At 68.4% G+C, this 18,790-nt stretch carries 16 protein-coding genes and 1 pseudogene; 8 read left to right on the plus strand and 9 right to left on the minus strand.

What is annotated here, in order from left to right; genetic code table 11:
• Nucleotides 1-57: 57 nt before the first annotated feature.
• From HOV91_RS39690 to panB, 4 genes and pseudogenes are all read right to left on the minus strand, one after another.
• Nucleotides 58-969 carry a CHAD domain-containing protein gene (locus tag HOV91_RS39690; protein ID WP_312884459.1) on the minus strand — a complete coding sequence of 304 codons (912 nt, stop codon included), beginning with the start codon at nt 967-969 and terminating at the stop codon, nt 58-60.
• Nucleotides 949-1,896 (minus strand): annotated as a pseudogene (gene pip, locus HOV91_RS39695) (prolyl aminopeptidase); the annotation flags it as partial. The gene HOV91_RS39690 and the pseudogene pip, both read right to left, overlap by 21 nt.
• A 14-nt stretch (nt 1,897-1,910) precedes the next feature.
• On the minus strand, nt 1,911-2,360 hold the full coding sequence (locus HOV91_RS04040; protein ID WP_174184064.1) for a hypothetical protein: 450 nt from the start codon (nt 2,358-2,360) through the stop codon (nt 1,911-1,913).
• 377 nt (nt 2,361-2,737) lie between these two features.
• Nucleotides 2,738-3,595 (minus strand): 3-methyl-2-oxobutanoate hydroxymethyltransferase, encoded by an 858-nt coding sequence (gene panB / locus HOV91_RS04045; RefSeq protein WP_174184118.1) that lies wholly within the window; start codon nt 3,593-3,595, stop codon nt 2,738-2,740.
• Between the two features lie 182 nt (nt 3,596-3,777).
• On the opposite strand from panB, the gene HOV91_RS04050 reads away from it, so the two are divergent.
• The 3 genes from HOV91_RS04050 (at nt 3,778) to HOV91_RS04060 (ending at nt 9,894) form a co-directional block, all read left to right on the plus strand.
• On the plus strand, nt 3,778-5,322 hold the full coding sequence (locus tag HOV91_RS04050) for an alpha/beta hydrolase (RefSeq protein WP_174184065.1): 1,545 nt from the start codon (nt 3,778-3,780) through the stop codon (nt 5,320-5,322).
• A 165-nt stretch (nt 5,323-5,487) separates the two neighbouring features.
• Nucleotides 5,488-6,825, plus strand: a complete 1,338-nt coding sequence (locus HOV91_RS04055) for a glutamine synthetase family protein (RefSeq protein WP_174184066.1) — start codon at nt 5,488-5,490, stop codon at nt 6,823-6,825.
• 57 nt (nt 6,826-6,882) lie between these two features.
• Nucleotides 6,883-9,894, plus strand: a complete 3,012-nt coding sequence (locus HOV91_RS04060) for a bifunctional [glutamine synthetase] adenylyltransferase/[glutamine synthetase]-adenylyl-L-tyrosine phosphorylase (RefSeq protein WP_174184067.1) — start codon at nt 6,883-6,885, stop codon at nt 9,892-9,894.
• 42 nt (nt 9,895-9,936) lie between these two features.
• Here the strand turns inward: HOV91_RS04060 and HOV91_RS04065 are convergent, their stop codons facing one another.
• The gene (locus HOV91_RS04065) at nt 9,937-10,272 is read right to left on the minus strand and encodes a winged helix-turn-helix transcriptional regulator (protein WP_174184068.1); all 336 of its coding nucleotides are present in this window, start codon (nt 10,270-10,272) and stop codon (nt 9,937-9,939) included.
• 116 nt (nt 10,273-10,388) lie between these two features.
• On the opposite strand from HOV91_RS04065, the gene HOV91_RS04070 reads away from it, so the two are divergent.
• Both HOV91_RS04070 and HOV91_RS04075 read left to right on the plus strand, forming a co-directional pair.
• Nucleotides 10,389-10,715, plus strand: a complete 327-nt coding sequence (locus tag HOV91_RS04070; protein ID WP_043722338.1) for a YciI family protein — start codon at nt 10,389-10,391, stop codon at nt 10,713-10,715.
• Between the two features lie 2 nt (nt 10,716-10,717).
• The gene (locus HOV91_RS04075) at nt 10,718-11,365 is read left to right on the plus strand and encodes a cysteine hydrolase family protein (RefSeq protein WP_174184119.1); all 648 of its coding nucleotides are present in this window, start codon (nt 10,718-10,720) and stop codon (nt 11,363-11,365) included.
• A 120-nt stretch (nt 11,366-11,485) separates the two neighbouring features.
• On the opposite strand, the gene HOV91_RS04080 is transcribed toward HOV91_RS04075, so the two are convergent.
• Complete coding sequence (locus tag HOV91_RS04080) at nt 11,486-11,872, minus strand: hypothetical protein (RefSeq protein ID WP_174184069.1); 387 nt, start codon at nt 11,870-11,872, stop codon at nt 11,486-11,488.
• 127 nt (nt 11,873-11,999) lie between these two features.
• Here HOV91_RS04080 and HOV91_RS04085 point away from each other — a divergent pair, with 127 nt between their 5' ends.
• The gene (locus tag HOV91_RS04085) at nt 12,000-12,944 is read left to right on the plus strand and encodes an endonuclease/exonuclease/phosphatase family protein (RefSeq protein ID WP_174184070.1); all 945 of its coding nucleotides are present in this window, start codon (nt 12,000-12,002) and stop codon (nt 12,942-12,944) included.
• A 220-nt stretch (nt 12,945-13,164) separates the two neighbouring features.
• Entirely contained in the window at nt 13,165-13,605 is a 441-nt protein-coding gene (locus HOV91_RS04090; RefSeq protein WP_174184071.1) for a hypothetical protein, read from the plus strand.
• Nucleotides 13,606-13,662: 57 nt separating this feature from the next.
• Here HOV91_RS04090 and HOV91_RS04095 read toward each other — a convergent pair whose 3' ends face one another.
• From HOV91_RS04095 to HOV91_RS04105, 3 genes are read right to left on the minus strand one after another with little or no spacing between them, the layout of a single operon-like run.
• Nucleotides 13,663-14,175, minus strand: a complete 513-nt coding sequence (locus HOV91_RS04095; RefSeq protein ID WP_174184072.1) for a DUF3558 family protein — start codon at nt 14,173-14,175, stop codon at nt 13,663-13,665.
• Nucleotides 14,172-16,637: a TPR repeat domain-containing protein gene (locus tag HOV91_RS04100; RefSeq protein ID WP_174184073.1), complete on the minus strand. Its 2,466-nt coding sequence runs from the start codon at nt 16,635-16,637 to the stop codon at nt 14,172-14,174. The genes HOV91_RS04095 and HOV91_RS04100 overlap by 4 nt, the downstream gene beginning before the upstream one ends.
• The gene (locus tag HOV91_RS04105; RefSeq protein WP_174184074.1) at nt 16,630-16,896 is read right to left on the minus strand and encodes a hypothetical protein; all 267 of its coding nucleotides are present in this window, start codon (nt 16,894-16,896) and stop codon (nt 16,630-16,632) included. Before HOV91_RS04105 ends, HOV91_RS04100 begins: the two co-directional genes overlap by 8 nt.
• Before the next feature lie 453 nt (nt 16,897-17,349).
• Between HOV91_RS04105 and HOV91_RS04110 the strand changes: the two genes are divergently transcribed.
• On the plus strand, nt 17,350-18,786 hold the full coding sequence (locus HOV91_RS04110) for a neutral zinc metallopeptidase (protein ID WP_174184075.1): 1,437 nt from the start codon (nt 17,350-17,352) through the stop codon (nt 18,784-18,786).
• The last annotated feature ends 4 nt before the right edge of the window (nt 18,787-18,790 follow it).

Consider the following 18,790-nt stretch of genomic DNA (forward strand, 5'->3'; position numbering starts at 1 on the left):
GCCGGGTGGTGGGCCGCCCGTCGGCGGTGCCCGACGCGACGATCCGTTCCCCGTGGCTCATCCGGCTACCGCGGCCGCGGTAGCCGGATAGCGGCTCAGTTCACGACCGGCGGCAGCGTCCTCCGCGGCCGCGAGAATGTCGTAGAGGCTCGCGTCCTCGCCCGCGGCGGCGGCTTCGGCGGCCCGGCGCACGATCGCTTCGTGCGACTCCACCGCGTCCCGATGGTCGCCGAGCACGGTCTGCAACTTCTTCGCGCGGCTGCCGCGATCGGCGGCATCCGCGCCGATCACCTGCTCGGCCGCCTCGCACGAATACCGTAAACGCTTGGCGCTTTTGCGGATATCGTGCAGCAGCTCGACCCGTTCGTGCGGGTCCACGCTGGGCTCGGCGCGGACCAGGGCGGCCACGCGGTCGAGATCGCGCCGCAGCACCTGCTCGAAGACGTCCGTCGCGAGCGCCTCGGCGCGGGAGTGCCGCAACGGCGGGTCGGTGCGCCACCGGAGCAGTTCTTCGCGCAGCGCGCGGTAGCGTTCGCCGTCCAACGCGGCCAAGACCTCGTCGTGCGCGGCACGATAGCGATCCCGCTCGGCGTTCACCAGACGCGCGGTGACCGCGTCGAGGGCGGCCGGGTCGGCCCGCTCGCCGTGCTCGGCCAGCAGCGCGGCGAACCGATCGGCGCGCACCTCGGCGTCGCGCGCCTCGCCGAGCAATCCGGCCAGCCACTTGAGTTCGGCGTTCATCGCGGCGGCCGGTTTCTTGGCCAGCAGGGAGCCGTAGGACCGCAGCACGCTGCGCAGTCTGCGGGTGGCCACCCGCATCTGGTGCACCGAATCCTCGGCGTCGGCGCGGACCTCCGGCTCGGCGGCCGACAGCCGGTCGATGTCGTCGCGCAACGCGCCGATCAGCGCGTCCGCGGCCGTGGTCACCGCGCGCGCCTCCGCTTTCGCGAATCGGTCGGTCGCTTCCACCAGGTGATGGACGATGCCGGGCTCGTTCGCCGCGTGCCCGGCGTCGTCGACGATGTGCAGGACCGACCCGGGCCAAGCCCGATGCAGGTCCCACGCGCTGACCGCCGGACAGACGATGTCGTGGCGGCCCTGCACGATCACGGCGGGAATGTGCGTGATGGCGGCGATGTCGCGCAGCAGCTGGCCTTCCTCGAGGAAGCCGCCATTGCGGAAGTAATGGTTCTCGATTCTGGCGAAGGCCAGCGCGAACCGGGGCTCGGCCGTCTCGGCCACCCGATCCGGATGCGGCAGCAGCGAACTCGTCGCGCCCTCCCAGGTGGACCAGGCGATCGCGGCCGCGCGCGCGAGTTCTTCGTCGGGCGAGTGCAGCAGCCGGTGGTAGACCTCGACCAGATCCTGCTCGCGTTCGTCCTCTGGCACCGGCGCGAGGAACTTCTCCCACTCGTCCGGGTAGACGTAACCCGCCGCGCCGTTGTAGTACCAGTCGATCTCCTTGCGGCGCAACAGGAAGATGCCGCGCAGCACCAGTTCGGTCACGCGGTCGGGATGCCGCTGCGCGTAGGCCAGCGCGAGGGTGGAACCCCAGGAGCCGCCGAACACCTGCCAGCGTTCCACGGCCAGATGCTCGCGCAGCGCCTCGATGTCGGCGATCAGGTGCCCGGTGGTGTTGTGCTCCAGACTCGCGCCGTCGGCCACGTGCGGAGTGGAGCGGCCGCAACCCCGCTGGTCGAACAGCGCGACGCGGTAGACGGCCGGATCGAAGAAGCGCCGGTGCGTCGGCACGGTGCCGCCGCCGGGACCGCCGTGCAGGAACACCACCGGCTTGCCGTGCGGGTTGCCGCTGACTTCCCAGTACACCGACTGGCCGTCGCCGACCGCCAGCATGCCGGAGTCGTAGGGCTCGATCTCGGGGTAGAGGGTGCGCATCGGGGCCGGCCGGATCAGAACGCCAGACCGGAGGCCAGGTCCGGGATGCCGAGCGCCTCAACGGCCTGCTGACGCACGTCCGGGCAGCTCTTCGTGGTGACCCGGTCGACGATCTGCTTGTCGCCCAGCACCGCGGCGTTGATGCCGCCGTTGCGCAGCGCCCATTCGTGCACCAGGGCGTTGAGCCCGATCTTGCCCAGGGTCCCGCCCTGGACGCGCCAGTTGGACAGCTCCGGCCGGATCATGTCGCACAGCTGGGTCGCGGCCGCGTCGGAGATGTCCGGGCTGGCCGGCGTGACGCGGCCGGAGGTCGTGCCGGGCGTGGCGGTGGCCGACGCCGTGGTCGAACTCGAGCTGCCGGTGGGGGCCGGGCTGGTCTCGCTGCCGCAAGCGGTCAACGCCGCCGCGGCGAGAGCGCCCGCCACCAGCAGGGTGCTGCGTGAAATCCAACGGCTGTACGGCATCGGTACCTCTGGTCGTGTCGGTATTGTCGGCATCGAGTCTGCCATTGATTTCTCCGACCGGCCCGAACCGACTGCTCGCGCTGGGAATAGTTCAGCGCAAGCGCCCACGCGGCTCGCCGAGCGGATCCTGGCGTACCCGGTCGACGGCGGGCTCGCTCCACGGTCCGCCACGGATGCAGGGCGAGCCGATCGGCCATAGCGATCCCAGCTTCGGGCGCATCCCCCGGTCCGCCGTCGGCGCGCGAAATACTCCCTGGGCCAGGGGCTGCGCAGCACAAGTGGGACAAGCGCGGATAGGCGCGAGCGATCGCAGCGGTCGGCCGGGCAGCGTGACGGGTGCGCGCTGCCCGGCCGGTCGCGGTTTCCTCAGCCGCTGGTCAGAAGCTGTGCTCCGGGCCGGGGAAGGTGCCCCGGCGCACTTCGTCGGCGTACGCGGCGGCGGCGGCGCGCAACTCGTCTCCGACGTTGGCGAAGCGCTTGACGAACTTCGCGGTCTTGCCGCTGGTGTAGCCGGCCATGTCCTGCCAGACCAGCACCTGCGCGTCGGTGTCGGCGCCCGCGCCGATGCCGACGGTCGGAATGGTCAGCTTGCGGGTGACCTGCCCGGCCAGCTCGGCCGGAACCATCTCCATGACCACCGAGAACGCGCCCGCCTCCTGGACCGCGATGGCGTCGGCGATCAGCTGCTCGGCGCCGTCGCCCCGGCCTTGCACCCGGAATCCGCCGAGGGTGTTCACGCTCTGCGGGGTGAAGCCGATGTGCGCCATGACCGGGATGCCCGCCGCGGTGATCACCGCGATCTGCTCGGCGACCCGCTCGCCGCCCTCCAGCTTCACCGCGTGCGCCCCGCCCTCCTTCATGAACCGGGTGGCGGTGGCCAGGGCCTGTTGCGGGGAGGATTCGTAGGTGCCGAACGGCAGGTCGGCGACCACCAGCGCGTGCGGTGCGCCGCGCACCACGCCGCGCACCAGCGGGATGAGCTCGTCCACGGTGATCGGCACGGTGGTGTCGTAGCCGTAGACGACGTTGGCCGCGGAGTCGCCCACCAGCAGTACGGGAATGCCTGCCTCTTCGAACAGCCGCGCCGAGGAGTAGTCGTAGGCGGTCAGCATTGCCCAGCGCTCGCCGTCGGCCTTCATCTGCTGCAGGTGGTGCACCCTGGTCTTGCGCGCGAGTTTCTTGGACTCGGCGGGCGCCGCACCGTAGGCAGGGGTTTCCGAATCGGATACGGACATCATCGTCCCTTTCGTCTGTGTCGCCTCGGGGCCCGTCCGGGTCCCCGGGATTGTCTGACGAGATTCAGTGTGCCACCCGCCACGGTGCCGGATTAAGGCCGATGACCGGTGCAATTGGTCACAGCGGCGCGTGGGTTCGCCCGGGTCGGCGCCCGGGTTCGCGCGGTGGCAATATCGAGAGCATGTCGACGGTGCGCGGTAGGCGCGGTGTGCTCGTGGTGGCGGTGCCGGCCTTGGTCGCGGTCCTGGTCTCGGGATGCGCCGTCACCCGCACCGAATCGGGGCAGCCGATGCCGGCCGCGCCCACCGGACTGGAGAAGTTCTACGGCCAGGCCGTGCAGTGGGGGGACTGCGCCGACTTCGGCGGCCCGGACGACCGACTGCCTCCGAACACCCAGTGCGCGCGGATCACCGTGCCGGTGGACTACGCGGCGCCCGACGGCCCGACCGCGCAGATCGCGGTGTCCCGGATCCAGGCGACCGGACGGCGCGTCGGTTCGCTGCTGATGAACCCGGGCGGACCGGGGGAGTCCGGGCTCGCCATGTCCTCGCTCGCCAACAAGACGCCGCTGGCCGAGCGCTTCGACCGGGTCGGTTTCGACCCGCGCGGCGTCGGCTCCTCCACTCCGCCGATCGTCTGTCAGACCCCGCAGGAGCAGGACGCCGAGCGCGCCGAGCCGCAGGAGGACTACACCAGGGAGGGCATCGCCGACGCCGAGGCCGACAACCGCGAGTACGCCGACCGCTGCGCCGAGCGCACCGGGAAGGATTTCCTCGCGCACGTCGGCACTCGCGAAGTGGTGCAGGACCTCGACGTCCTGCGCGCGGTGCTGGGTGACGCGAAGCTGACCTACGTCGGGTACTCCTACGGCACGAAGATCGGCTCGGCGTACGCGGAGAAGTTCCCGGACCGGGTGCGTGCCATGGTGCTCGACGGCGCCATCGACTCCTCGCAGGATCCGGTGCAGGAGTCGCTGCGGCAGGCGGCGGGCTTCCAGAAGGTGTTCGACGCCTACGCCGCGGACTGCGCGAAGCAGCCGGACTGCCCGCTGGGCCCGGACCCGGCGCAGGCGGTGCCGCGCTTCCGCGCGCTGGTGAACCCGCTGTGGGACAAGCCGGCCCCGACCACCGACCCGCGGGGGCTGACCTACGGTGACGCGCTCACCGGCGTGCGCCAGGCGCTCTACACCGACGAGCTGTGGAAGGTGCTCACGCTGGGGTTGTCCGAACTGCGTGACGGACGCGGCGACACGTTGCTGGCACTGGCCGACATCTACGACGGCCGCCGCGACGACGGCAGTTACTCCAACACCACCGACGCGTTCAACGCCATCCGGTGCGTGGACGACCCGCGCATCAGCGATCGCGAGGTCACCGCGCGCCAGGACGCGGAGTACCGCAAGGCCGCGCCGTTCCTGGACGACGGCCGCGCCACCGGGGCGGCCCCGCTGGAGCTGTGCACCGCCTGGCCGGTGCCGAACACGAGTGAACCGCACCGCATCACCGTGACGGGTCTGCCGAAGACGGTGGTGGTGTCCACGACCGAGGATCCGGCCACGCCGTACCAGGCCGGAGTCGACTTGGCCGCGCAATTGGGCGCCGCGTTGATCACTTACCAGGGCAACCGGCACACGGTGGCGCTCGCGGGGGGCGTGCCGTGTGTGGACGAGGCGGTCATCGCCTATCTGATCGACCTGACCGAACCCGCTGCCGGCCTCACCTGCTGAGCCAGGCGGTTCCGGTTGCCAGCGGGTGACGCCGCCCGCGGCGCGGGCGAAAAATCTCACAAACCGGACGATCCGACTGTGCGGAGTCTTCCGAAAAAATCCAGGTCAGCAATCTTAAGCGTGTATGTAACACAGATTTAACGCCAGGTGCTTACGCTCGCGGGCATGGATCGCCAGAAGGAATTCGTGCTGCGGACGCTCGAAGAGCGGGACATCCGCTTCGTACGTCTCTGGTTCACCGACGTCTTGGGCTACCTGAAATCCGTCGCGATCGCGCCCGCCGAGCTGGAGGGCGCCTTCGAGGAGGGTATCGGGTTCGACGGCTCGGCCATCGAGGGCTTCGCCCGCGTCTCCGAGGCCGACATGGTCGCCCGGCCGGATCCGTCCACCTTCCAGGTGCTGCCGTGGGCCACCAGCAAGGGCCACCAGCACTCCGCGCGCATGTTCTGCGATATCGCCATGCCCGATGGGTCGCCGTCCTGGGCCGACCCGCGCCACGTGCTGCGCCGCCAGCTGAACAAGGCCGGCGACGTCGGCTTCAGCTGCTACGTGCACCCCGAGATCGAGTTCTTCCTGCTGGAGAACGGTCCGCAGGGCGGCGCGCCGGTGCCCGCCGACAGCGGCGGCTTCTTCGACCAGGCCGTGCACGATTCGGCGCCGAACTTCCGCCGCCACGCCATCGACGCGCTGGAGTCCATGGGCATCTCCGTGGAGTTCAGCCACCATGAGGGCGCTCCTGGCCAGCAGGAGATCGACCTGCGCTACGCCGACGCGCTGTCCATGGCCGACAACGTGATGACCTTCCGCTACCTGATCAAGGAAGTGGCCATCGACGAGGGCGTGCGCGCCACCTTCATGCCCAAGCCGTTCGCCGAGTACCCGGGCTCGGCAATGCATACGCACATGAGCCTGTTCGAGGGCGAGACCAACGCCTTCCACGACCCCGACGATCCGATGAATCTGTCGGAGACGGCGCGGGCGTTCATCGCGGGCATCCTGGAGCACGCCCCGGAGATCAGCGCGGTCACCAATCAGTGGGTGAACTCCTACAAGCGCCTGATCCACGGCGGCGAGGCGCCCACCGCGGCCTCGTGGGGCCGGTCCAACCGCTCCGCCTTGGTGCGCGTGCCCATGTACACGCCCAACAAGTCGTCTTCGCGCCGCGTCGAGATCCGCAGCCCGGATTCCGCGTGCAACCCCTACCTGACCTTCGCCGTCCTGCTCGCGGCCGGTTTGCGGGGCATCGAGAAGGGCTACACGCTGCCGCCGGAGGCGGAGGACGACGTGTTCGCGCTGACCGTCGCGGAGCGGCGCGCGATGGGCTTCCGTGAGCTGCCCGGCACCTTGGACGAGGCGTTGCAGGCGATGGAACGCTCCGAACTGGTCGCCGAGACCCTCGGTGAGCACGTGTTCGATTTCTTCCTGCGCAACAAGCGCCGGGAGTGGGCGGACTACCGCAGCCAGGTCACGCCGTTCGAGCTCAAGGAATACCTGGGGTTGTAACCCGAGCGATGTCCCGGGGCGGCGTGCCCCCGGCTCCGGCCATGTAATTTGAGAATCATGGTCCGGCCCCCGTCTGCGCGCTCCGCCGTCCCCGGTGTCGGTCGGCTCGGATTGCTCGAGCCGTCCGCCGCCGCGTCGCTGCGCGAGCTGGGCTGGGACAACGTCGAGAGCATCCCCGTGCTGTGGGCGCTGTCCCGTGCGCCGGACGCCGACCTCGCGTTGAGCACGCTCATGCGGCTGCGGGAGAGCATCGGGAACGATTGGCAGGCGGTCGATTCGGCGATCCGCACCGATACCTCGCTGCGCGGCAGGCTGTTCGCGCTGCTCGGTTCGTCCAGCGCGCTGGGCGACCACCTCGTCGCAGAGCCGTCGGCCTGGGAGGTGCTGCGCCGCAAAGAATTGCCCGCGCGCGACGAGCTGATCGCCGATCTGCTCGCGGTGGTCGAGGCGGAACCCGAACCGGGGCCGAACGCGTCGCCGCTGCTGTTCCGTGCCGGGATCTCCGGCCCCGAAGTGGTGGCGTCGCTGCGCAGGCGGTACCGCGATCAATTGATGCTGCTGGCCGCGCTGGACCTGGCGGCCACCGTGGAGAACGAGCCCGTGCTGCCCTACCAGGTGGTCGGCAGGCAGCTCACCGACCTGGCCGACGCCGCCCTGACCGCGGCGCTCGCGGTCGCCGTGGCGCGGGTCTGCAAGGACGAGCCGGTACCGGTGCGGCTGGGCGTGCTCGCCATGGGCAAGTGCGGGGCGCGCGAGCTGAACTATGTCAGCGACGTCGACGTGGTGTTCGTCGCCGAACCCGCCGACGCCACCGCCACGCGCCTGGCCGCGGAGCTGATGAGCGTGGCGGGCCAGGCGTTCTTCGAGGTCGACGCGGCGCTGCGGCCGGAGGGCAAAGCCGGGGCGCTGGTGCGGACGCTGGATTCGCACGTCGCCTACTACAAGCGATGGGCACGGACGTGGGAATTCCAGGCCCTGTTGAAGAACCGCCCGGCCACCGGTGATCTCGAGCTCGGTGAGCGGTACCGCGCCGCGCTGATGCCGATGGTCTGGCAGGCGTCGGAGCGTCCCGACTTCGTCGCCGACGTCCAGGCGATGCGCCGCCGGGTGGAGGATCTGGTGCCCGCCGACCTGCGCGAGCGTGAACTCAAACTCGGGCACGGCAGCCTCCGCGATGTCGAATTCGCCGTGCAGCTCCTGCAATTGGTGCACGGGCGGGTGGACGAGACGCTGCACGTGCAGGGCACGGTCGAGGCGCTGACCGCGCTGGCCGCGGGCGGGTACGTCGGTCGCGACGACGCGGCCAATCTCACCGCGTCCTACGAATTCCTGCGCCTGCTGGAACACCGGCTCCAGTTGCAGCGGCTGCGCCGCACCCACACGCTGCCCGCCGCCGACGACGAGGAGGGCATGCGGTGGCTGGCTCGCGCCGCGCACGTCAGGCCCGACGGCCGGCAGGACGCGGTCGGTGTGCTGACCAGCGAGATCCGCCGGAATGCGGTGCGGGTGCGGCGATTGCACGCCAAGTTGTTCTACCGGCCGCTGCTGGAATCGGTGGCGCGCCTGGATTCCGACGCACTGCGCCTGAGCCCCGAGGCCGCGATCCGGCAGCTGGCCGCCCTGGGCTACGCGGCCCCGGAGCACGCGCTCGGCCATCTGAAGGCGCTCACCGGCGGAGTGTCCCGCAAAGGCCGTATCCAAGCCCTGCTGCTGCCGACGCTGCTGGAATGGCTCAGCGACACACCGAATCCCGACGCGGGCCTGCTGGCCTACCGCCGGGTCTCGGAGGGCCTCGCCGACCAGATCTGGTTCCTGCGCGAACTACGCGACGAGGGGGCTATCGCGCAGCGGCTCATGATCGTGCTCGGCTCCTCGGAGTACCTGCCCGATCTGCTGATCAACGCGCCCGAGACCATCCGGATGTACGCCGACGGCCCCGGCGGCCCGCTGCTGCTGGGCCCGCAGCCCGACGAGGTGGCTCGCGGCATCCTCACCGCCGCCGCCCGCTACGAGGACCCCAAGCGCGCGGTTGCCGCGGCGCGCTCACTGCGCAGGCACGAACTCGCGCGGGTGGCCTCGGCCGATCTGCTCGGCATGCTCGAGGTGCCGCAGGTGTGCCAGGCGCTGTCGTCGGTGTGGGTCGCGGTACTGGAAGCGTCGCTGCTCGCGGTGATCCGGGCGAGCGAGGCGGAGCGGGGTGCGCCCGCGCCCGCCGATATCGCGGTGATCGGCATGGGCCGCCTCGGCGGTATGGAACTCGGCTACGGCTCCGACGCGGACGTGCTGTTCGTCTGCGACCCGCGACCGGGCGAGGACGAGACCAAGGCCGTGAAATGGGCCATCGGGGTGGCCGACCGTGTGCAACAGCTGCTCGGCGCGCCGAGCACCGATCCGCCGCTGCACGTGGACGCCGGGCTGCGTCCGGAGGGGCGCAACGGCGCGCTGGTGCGCACGCTGGCCGCCTACGCCGCCTACTACGAGCAGTGGGCGCAACCCTGGGAGGTGCAGGCGTTGCTGCGCGCCCACCAGGTGGCCGGTGACGAGGGCCTCGGCGTGCGCTTCCTGCACGTCGTCGACAAGGTGCGCTACCCGGACGGCGGTGTGTCGGCCGACGCGGTGCGCGAGATCCGGCGCATCAAGGCCCGGGTGGACGCGGAGCGACTACCCCGCGGCGCGGATCCGGCCACGCACACCAAGCTAGGGCGCGGCGGTCTGGCCGACATCGAGTGGACGGTCCAGCTGATGCAGCTGCGCCACGCCCACGAGGTGCCCGGCCTGCACAACACCTCCACGCTGCAAACGCTGGACGTGATCGAGCAGACCGAGCTGCTGGACGCCCACGACGTGGCGCTGCTGCGTGACGCGTGGCTGACCGCGACGAACGCGCGCAACGCCCTGGTCCTGGTGCGCGGCAAGCCGAGCGACCAGCTCCCGGGGCCGGGCCGCCTGCTGTCGGCCGTCGCGCGTGTCGCGGGGTGGCCCAACGACGACGGCAGCGAATTCCTCGACCACTACATGCGCGTCACCCGGCGGGCCAAGGCCGTCGTCGAGCGGGTCTTCGGCGCGTGACGGTTCCGCTCGCGCGGGTCCTGCGCCTCCGCACGGCCGGATTCACGCACCGAGGGTGAGGCCGGTGCGGGCCGCCCGCTGTTCGCCCCAGTCGTAGAGCGCGGTGAGGACGGGCACGAGGGTGCGGCCTTCGTCGGTGAGGGTGTACTCGACCTGCGGGGGCACCGTGTCGAAGACGGTGCGGCGGACCAAGCCGTCGGCTTCCAGTTCGCGCAGTTGCTGGACCAGCATCTTCTCGCTGGTGGTCTTCATCCGCCTGCGCAGCTCGCCGTAGCGGTGCACGCCCTCCTTGAGGTGCGCCAGGATGACCGGCTTCCACTTGCCGCCGATCAGGTCGACGGTCACCTCCACGGCGCACTGGTAGCGCTTGTCGGGCACGCGGCGGACCTCCTGGCTACCTACTCACCGAAAAGTGCGTTCTTGTAACACTGTAATCATCACGATTCCATGGATGCCGTTCAAATGGACAACGGCAGACATGGAGCGAAACAGCAATGAAGGTCATCGTTTTCGACCGATTCAAGCCCGGCGTCACGCTGGAGACGATCAACCCGTACCTGCCCGAGGAAGTCGCCAACGTGTGGCGGCTGTGGAAGGCGGGCATCGTGCGGGAGAACTACGCGCGAGCCGACGAGCCGGGCGTAGTCATCGTTTTCGAGGTCGACAGCGTCGAGCAGGCGCGCAAGTACGTCGCCGACTTCCCGCTCACCAAGGCCGGGTACCTGGAGTGGACCTTCGTGCCGGTGCAGGCGCCGTTGCCGCTGGAAGCGCTGATGGACCCGGCCGTCGACGTCGCCGAGCCGTACGACCGGACCGCGTGAGCATGCGCAACGCCTTCGGCCTGAGCATCCCGCAGACCGTGCCCGACGCCTGCGACCCCGCGCGGATGGCGCTGCTCATCTACGACATGCAGGTCGGCATCGTGCGGCAGATCCCGGAGGGGAAGCAGATCGTGCGCGCGTGCGTGCGGTTGCGCGACGCCGCGCGGGCGGGTGGTTTCCGGGTGTTCTACACCCGGCACATGTCGCTGCCGGTCCCGGCCTCGGGTGTCGCGCAGCTGCGCACCGCGATGGCCTGGCAGCGGGTGGACGATCCGGCGTCCCTGCGCTCCAGCTTTCCGCAGGGCTCACCGCAGTTCCAGTTGGTGCCCGAGTTGACGCCCGGTCCGGACGAGGTGGTGTTCGACAAGATCACCATGTCGGCGTTCGCGTCGACGCCGCTGGACTTCGCCCTACGCGACTGCGGCATCGACACCTACGCCATCGCGGGCATCGCCATGGAGGTGGGTATCGAGCCGACGGTCCGGCACAGCCTGGATCTGGGCTATCTGCCGATCGTCGTTCCCGACGCTTGCGGCGCGGGCCACCCGGAAGCCGCAGAAAGGTCTCTCGCTACCTTGGAATTCGCGGGAGGATCGCTCACCACCGACACGGCCGCACTTAGCGATCTGATGAGCCGCCGCGTACCGTAACGCGTTGCACGCGGGGCGATCCCGCCGACGTTCCCGGCGGAGCCGCCATCTCGCGCGGAAGCTCGACGGCGCCGGTGCTCCGCCGGATCCGCAACGCGCCGACTAACGGGTCGGTGACGGTCAGGAGGGCCGCGATCCGCGCGGGGTAGCGGTCCTCCATCCGAGACTTCGCAGGCCGAACCCGCGCTTTCCGGCCGCATTCGGCTCGTCGTCCGCACGTTCCGCCGACCGTGCGGCCGGACTGCCGGTCAACGCTTGGAAGCGATCGACGAACTGGCGGATGGCCAGCCGGTCCTCGTCACCGCGCCCGTTGGCGACGGTGACGGTGACCACCGTGCCGGAGTCGATCCGCAGCAAGTCCCAGGCCACTGGCCGGACGGGCGCATGCACGCTGTGCCCGTTACCGCTGATCGTGACCGACGAACGGGACACGCCCGGAAGCCAGGCCAGGTCTTCGGCGATCTCGGCCGTGAGAGGGCCTTTCGCGCGGAATTCCTCGACGTACATCCTCGACCTCGTTACGTCACCGGCAGTAGTGAGCCAGTGTAGAGGCGGGACGGATCACACTCGGTCCACACAGAATCCACACTCGCGCGCCACCGGGTCTTCGAAGACATTGCCTAGGCTCGACCGCATGCGTAGATGGATAAGCCGGGCATTGCTCGGTGTGGGGTGGTGCGCTGTCGTCGTGGGCGCGGTCGGGATCGTGCTGCATTTCGGCGCCTGGCAGCGGCGCGAGTTGGTGCTGCTCGCCTCAGGGGCGTCATACCTGATGATCGGCGCGATCGCCGGTGTGGTGCTGTTGCTGATCGCGCGCGGGTGGCGCAGCGCGGCCGTCGCCGGGGTACTGGCCGTGGCGGTGTTGTGGACGCTGGTGCCCGCGTTCGTGCCGGAGGGGCGGGCCGCGACCGGTCCGCAGGTCACCGTCATGCAATCGAATCTGTTGTTCGGCGGCGCTGATCCGGCCGCCGTGGTGCGGGCGGTGCGGGACAACCACGTCGACGTGCTGACCGTCGACGAACTGACCGACGCGGCGGTCGAGCGCCTGGCAGGCGCGGGCCTGTCCGGTGAACTGCCCCATAGCTACACCGAGCCCACTCGCGACGGCGGTGGCGGCACCGGCATCTACAGCCGATATCCATTGCGGGACAACAAGAAATACGACGGATACATCCTCAACAACATCTCCGCGGCAATGGATCACCCGGAACGCGGACCGATCACCGTCTTCGCGTTCCATCCGGTCCCACCGCCGTTCGATTTCCCCGCCTGGACCGCGGAGATGCGCAAGACGCGCGAAATCCTCGACGCGCACCAAGGCTCCGCAATCGTGGGCGCCGACTTCAACGCGACCCGCGACCACACCGCCTACCGCGATCTGTTGCGTGGCCGCTTCGCCTCGGCCGCCGACCAGACCGGCGCCGGTCTGCTGCCCACCTATCCGGAAGACCGCAGCTGGGGCCCGGTGATCGGCATCGACCACATCCTGCTGGCCGATGCCACCGCCGAAGACCTGTACAGCCTCACCGTCCCCCGCTCCGACCACCGAGCCCTCATCGCCCGAATCCGCTTGCACTGACCGGCGCTGCGCACGGCGCGGTCCAGGGACGCTGCGCAGCGGGTGTTCTCGACGCCGAGCCCGAAGAAGTGGGGCGGCGGCCGGATGCCGTGAACGACATCCACCCGACCCGTTTCGCTGGCTATGATGCGCAGGTTCCGGTGTTGCCGAAACCGTGGCGTCCGCAGGTTGCCACCCCAGCGCCGGGTCTGCGGGGCATCGAAAGAAGGGAGCCGGCGAAGTGAGCGACATCGAGCGACTGCTTCTCCGTCTGTCGGCCCATCTGAGCGACGACTTCTCGATAGAAAGCGCCCGCGAGGTCCGGCGCCTGCTCGACGCTGTTCGCAACCGCGTTCCCTTCCCGCCGCCGGACACGATCGAGCAGACGCCGTTACGAAACCTGTTCGACTACCTCGAGCTGAAAAGCCACGACGCCGTACTGGGCCGAACCCAATGGCTTCGCGGCGAGCTGGCGGAGATCGATCGAGAACTGCTGGCGGCATTGGCTCAGACCCAGCGCGGCCACCTGACCGCGCAGGACCTCGAAGAGATCGACAACCTCTTATGGGAACTGCGCGACCGCGTCGACACTTTCGGACCGATGGACGACGGCCGCTGGCCGTTGCAATGCCTCATTGCCTACGTCGACGCGAAGATCAAACGTTTCCTGGGAACGAACTGAACGCCTGGCTTGTGGTCACTCCAGTTCTTCGAAGGTTGAATTCCACGTCACGCTGGTTCAGGCTTCCGGAGGAAGTAGTGGTATGAGTTCTCCGGCCAGTGCTGTCAGAGTCGTGCACGGATCGAGGGCGACTTTGCGGGCCAGGTAGAGCGACAGTATTCCGCCTGTTATTTCGATATTCAGCACGCAGATTCTTTGTTCCAACGGTAGCGATAGGATCTTGGCGGCACGCCCGGCGACGCGTGTCTGTTGGTATCTATCGCGATCCAACAATGGGATTTCGTGAAGTGGGGCGTTGCTGACCTCGACGATCAGATCGTACTCTGAGGCATCGTACGAGCATCCCAAGGATACGTACTGTTCGATGCGATTCTCGGTGCCCTCTGGCTTGGTGTCGAGGTGGTGCTTTTCGAGGAACTGCTGGGGGATTTGATGGCAGGGATCGAATATTCTATCGTACATGTACTGGGATGAGGTGGTGTCGACGGGCTTCGGTTCGTCGTGTGTGCAGCCACCCAGCACTGCGCAGGCCAGAGTGCCGACAAGCGCTACTTGTGCCGGTTTTCTCATTTGTTCTCAGGTTCCTCTGGGGGCTGCCCTGTCAGGTAGTACGTAAGGTCTCCCGGCCTTTGTGCCATCCCCGATAGGGTCGTGAAGGAATGCGCGTTCGCGTACTTATCTGTGAATTCCTCCAGGTGACGGTCGGTGAGGAATTGTCTCAGCGTCGGTTGCAGCGGTTCGGCCATAAAAGGGGCAACGTCGAGTGGTCTGCCGTCCGTGCCAAGGAATTCCGGTGGAAGTTGTCCATTGGCGTGTAGTGTGGTGAACAGCTGCTGGATGATCTGCTGATTCGCTTCGGCGGTTGCCTGTGATCGGTCGGGATAGGTGGGGTATTCTTTCTCGGGTTCGGGATTGAACTTCTCCATGGCGGCGTTGTAGCCTTCGTCCTTGGCGACTTCGAGCACTTGGTTGCCAAGGACGCCTATAGGTGTCCGGCCGGGGATCTCCAAGTTGTCCAGGGTCAAGGATTTGACAATGTCACCGACCTTTTGACGCATCTCGTACGTATCCTGTTTGGCGTTGAAATCGTCGGTGGCTGTCTTTTCCTGCTGGTAGGTGAGCGCGTTCAAGGACGCGTTGGTGATCCGTGCGTCCAGAGAGCCGAGTTCGCGTGCGTGGATGTTCAGCCATCGCTGCGGGTCGCCGTTGCCTTCGGTGATGGCGCGGTTCAGCATCTCGGCCTCATAGGTCTGCCGGGCGAATTCCAGGCTGAACCTGCCCGTCTCGGATTGGCTGCCCAAGAACAGCAAACGGTCGGCGTCTGTCTTGCTGAAGGCGACGTTGGCCTGGTCACCCGGCGCACGAGGATCGTCAAAAATGCTGGTATCCCGCGTATCGGTGCTCAGATAGGTTTCCATATTGGTCGCCAGAACATGCGAAAGCCCGTCCGCCAGCCTGGGATTGATGACGAACGCCTTGGCGTTGTCCTCGAAGACCGTGCCGTCCTCACCTGCCTTCAGCTTCGGTCGTCCGGAATCATCCAGCTCTTCCGGCGCGAAGACGTTCGGCAGTTCCGCCAGCGCACGCTTGGCCAATAGTCCTTCTCGACCGGGCTCGTCGGTACCGTCGGCGATCCATTCGTACAGCCCCGCAGCGGTTTTGCCGTCGTCGTCCCACTCGTGGGAGAAGACGGTCGAGGTGAATTTCTGGGGGTCGAAGTTCTGTGGGTTGTACAGGTTGTCCGTGGCGCCGAAGGACAGGTCGCCGGGGATGTCCTGGCCGGTGCTCGGATCTTTGCCGGTCAGCAGGGCGTAGCTGGATTCGTTGTTGCGGGTGCTCGTTTCCAAGAACTGCCGGCTCGCTGCCTCGACCTTGTCCAGGTCACCTTTGTCGAAACCGGGCGGGTAGCCGTGCCAATCCTGCTCGCCGGCTTCGACGTACTCGGCGAGGCTGGCGCTCTGCCTGCCCAATTCGATGCCGAGGGTTTGCCCGGGCTCGTAGCCGGGGTTGGCTTGGGTCAGCAGTTCGGCGAATGCGGCCTGTTGCAGCATCTGCTCCTTGACGGGGCGTTGTCCGTCGATCACCGTGTCGTCGCGTTCTTCGTAGCGGCCCGACACCAGTTCACGGACTCCGGGCGGAAGGTCGGCGTAGGAGCCGCGCCGGGTGCCGGAACCGATCTTCTCGTTCGACACGACCATGAGCGAGTTGGCCAGGTTGTCGCGTTTCATCGCCGCGACGGGATCACCGGCCTGTTCCCGCTCGAGCAGTCGCTGGTTCAGCGCGAGGATGCCGTCCTTGCCCGCTTCCTGGTACAGCGCCTTGTAATAGTCCTGCACGCTGGCCGGGACGGTGCTGACCTCCTCGCCCGCCGCCAGGCGGCGCAGTTCGTCCGGACTCAGCACGTGCTCGGGCATATCCGAGGCGATCGCATCGATGGCCGCGGTGTCGCCGGTGCGCGCCGCGTCGGCGAGTGCCTTGCCGTCCTGCTTGCCGAACCGAGCCGCCTGTGTGTCGGCGTCGGCGACGTCGAGGCTGGAGCCGAGGAGGTCGCCGCCCGATCTGATCTCGAGCGCTTGATCGCCGATCTGCTTCGCCAGGTCCTCGACGGCGTCGCGGAACGGGGAGAACGCACCGTTGATCGCGTCCTGATGGGTGCGGATCACCTCGGGGTCGACGCCTTCTTTGTCGAGTACCTTCCAGGTGTCGTCCACGGTGAGCTGTGCTGCGCGCGCGTCGTTCAGCTTCGCCAGCAGGGTGTCCCGGCACCCGGCTACCGCGCCGACTCCGCGCGTCAGGATGTCGATCAGCTCGTCGATCTCGTACCCGAGCTTCTTACCCTGGTCGTGGTCTTGGCCGACACGGTTGTACGCGGCGTCGTAGGCGACGCCCTGCCAGTCGTGCCGGACCTCGTCGAAGTGTTTGCGGGCGCCGTCGAGCTGCTCGGCCAGCGTGGACCGGGATTCGGCGAGTTTGCCCGTCCATGCGTCGAGCGCCCCGAGGTCCCAGCGCTCGACTTCGCCGGGACTAAGCATGGTGCACGTCCATGGCGTGCATCATCTGGGCGAACTGCTGGTCGCTGGTCTGCAGATTGCCAGCCGCGTCTGCGGCCTTGTTCGCCACCTCGCGCAGCCGCTCGGCGACGCGCAGATACGCGCCCTCGACGAACTCGGCGGCCAGTTCGATGGCTCGGGGGATATCGGACCCGGGCACAGCCGCGTGCAGCCCCGCCGCCGAGGAACGTACATCGATGCTGTCGATAGCGCCGCCCGCGGCCAGCAGTTTGTCTGCCATCGCGCGGATCTGGTCCACATCGGCTTGTAGCAACTCCGCCCCCTCGTCCTCGCAACTGGCGACGAATTTAGCATGCTGAACGGCCGGTCGTTCGCGCCGATGAGCGTCGTCGGACGCGACCGTATACGCAGACACGGCCGCTCGCGACCGGCCTGGGGCGAAGGAGTCGGTCCGGTTCCGAGATCCGCTTCGAGGCAGGCGATTCGGATGTTCGGCCCCCGAGACGACACCCGAGTGGTCGGCGGATCTGTATGCCCGGTCAGCCGCAGAAACTTCCGTATCGCAGCGCTGTTGTCGGGTGCTGTGCCGTTCGTGCAGATAGAACTCGGATGGCCGCGTCGCCACACACATGCGCCAGTTCGCGTCGGCTGCACGGTGATTGATGCGCGCGGCCGATTTGTCGCGATTAGGATGTGAGCGCTCGCGCGCGGTACTCGGGGAGGCGGGTTCGAGATGAAGAACAGGCGATTCGGTCCGGTGGCGGTACTCGCGGTCGTGGCGACGGTGCTGGCCGCGTGTGCGCAGGCAAGCAATGATCCTGCGGCCCAGCAGGTCTCGCCGCCTGCCGACACCTGGGAGCTGGCCGGATCGATGACGGCTTCTGGCCCGAACGGTCCGCGCAAGGGCGTACCGGACGCGTCGCTCACGGCGGACAACGGTGACGGCGGCCCCGTCGACAAGCTGGCCCTCAATGCCGTCGCCGACGTCCAGGACTTTTGGACCGCCGAGTACGCCAAGTACTTTCCGGGCACGTTCAAGCCGGTGACCAGGTACATCTCCTGGGACGCCAAAGCGCCGAAGACGCAATCGGTCAAGTTCTGCAAGTCGGACACCTACCAGGTGGTGAACGCCGCCTACTGCGGTGGCGACCACACCATCGGCTGGGATCGCGGTGTGCTGCTGCCGAAATTGGTGCAGAAGTACGGCGAGATGGCGGTGGTGATGGTGCTGGCCCACGAGTACGGCCACGCCATCCAGGGGCAGGCGAGGCTGGCCGGTTTGCTGACTCCGCCACTCGTGCAGGAACAGCAGGCCGACTGCCTCGCCGGGGTCTTCCTGCGCCATGTGGCCGAGGGGAACTCGGCGCACTTCACGCTCAACACCACCGACGGCCTCAACGCCGTGCTCGGCGCCACGGTGGCCGTCCGCGACCGGGATCCGAACGATCCGGAGAACGTGCACGGCTCGGCGTTCGAGCGGGTGACCGCGGTGCAGATCGGCTACACCGACGGTGCGGACGGGTGCAAGAAGATCACCAGGAAGGAGATCGCCCAGCGCCGCGGCAACCTGCCCACCACCTTCGAACCCGGCGAGGAGCAGGCGCAGCTGCCGGTGGATGCCGCCGCGCTGACCAGCCTGAGCAAGGCGCTGGCCGAGATCTTCCCGATCGCGCGGCCGCCGCGGTTCGACTACTCCGGGGTCGGCCGCAGCTGCTCGGAGGTCACGCTCACCCGGCCGGTGTCGTACTGCCCGAGCGCGAACCGGATCGGCACCGATGTCCCTGCCCTGGCCCGCCGTGGCGGACCGATGGCGGGCGAGGACCCGCTGTCTGCGGTCGTGGACGGCGACTACAACGCGTTCGTCGTCTTCGTGTCGCGGTACGTGCTCGCCGTGCAACAGGATCGCGGGCTCTCGCTGACCGGCGCCGAGACGGCGGGCCTGCGCACCGCCTGCCTCAGCGGCGTGGTGACCACGAAGCTGAGCGAGCCGGGCAGCGACCCGCACCTGTCCGCGGGTGACCTGGACGAAGCGGTCTCCGGCCTGCTCGCCGACGGGCTGGCGGCCGCGGACGTGAACGGCGACGTCGTGCCGAGCGGCTATCAGCGGTTGGAGGCCTTCCGCACCGGCGTCCTGGACGGCGAGAGCGCCTGCCTGGCCAAGTTCCGGTAGCCGC

This window comes from Nocardia barduliensis, from assembly GCF_013315795.1.
Classification (GTDB): domain Bacteria; phylum Actinomycetota; class Actinomycetes; order Mycobacteriales; family Mycobacteriaceae; genus Nocardia; species Nocardia barduliensis.

What these genes read in the sequence shown, in the direction of transcription:
- HOV91_RS04080 (WP_174184069.1), bottom strand. Translation starts at nt 11,872, where the DNA reads ATGTACGTCGAGGAATTCCGCGCGAAAGGCCCTCTCACGGCCGAGATC.
- HOV91_RS04100 (WP_174184073.1), bottom strand. Translation starts at nt 16,637, where the DNA reads ATGCTTAGTCCCGGCGAAGTCGAGCGCTGGGACCTCGGGGCGCTCGAC.
- HOV91_RS04050 (WP_174184065.1), top strand. Translation starts at nt 3,778, where the DNA reads ATGTCGACGGTGCGCGGTAGGCGCGGTGTGCTCGTGGTGGCGGTGCCG.
- HOV91_RS04095 (WP_174184072.1), bottom strand. Translation starts at nt 14,175, where the DNA reads ATGAGAAAACCGGCACAAGTAGCGCTTGTCGGCACTCTGGCCTGCGCA.
- HOV91_RS04085 (WP_174184070.1), top strand. Translation starts at nt 12,000, where the DNA reads ATGCGTAGATGGATAAGCCGGGCATTGCTCGGTGTGGGGTGGTGCGCT.
- HOV91_RS04040 (WP_174184064.1), bottom strand. Translation starts at nt 2,360, where the DNA reads ATGCCGTACAGCCGTTGGATTTCACGCAGCACCCTGCTGGTGGCGGGC.
- HOV91_RS04105 (WP_174184074.1), bottom strand. Translation starts at nt 16,896, where the DNA reads ATGGCAGACAAACTGCTGGCCGCGGGCGGCGCTATCGACAGCATCGAT.
- HOV91_RS04110 (WP_174184075.1), top strand. Translation starts at nt 17,350, where the DNA reads ATGAAGAACAGGCGATTCGGTCCGGTGGCGGTACTCGCGGTCGTGGCG.
- panB (WP_174184118.1), bottom strand. Translation starts at nt 3,595, where the DNA reads ATGTCCGTATCCGATTCGGAAACCCCTGCCTACGGTGCGGCGCCCGCC.
- HOV91_RS04075 (WP_174184119.1), top strand. Translation starts at nt 10,718, where the DNA reads ATGCGCAACGCCTTCGGCCTGAGCATCCCGCAGACCGTGCCCGACGCC.
- HOV91_RS04055 (WP_174184066.1), top strand. Translation starts at nt 5,488, where the DNA reads ATGGATCGCCAGAAGGAATTCGTGCTGCGGACGCTCGAAGAGCGGGAC.
- HOV91_RS04070 (WP_043722338.1), top strand. Translation starts at nt 10,389, where the DNA reads ATGAAGGTCATCGTTTTCGACCGATTCAAGCCCGGCGTCACGCTGGAG.
- HOV91_RS04060 (WP_174184067.1), top strand. Translation starts at nt 6,883, where the DNA reads ATGGTCCGGCCCCCGTCTGCGCGCTCCGCCGTCCCCGGTGTCGGTCGG.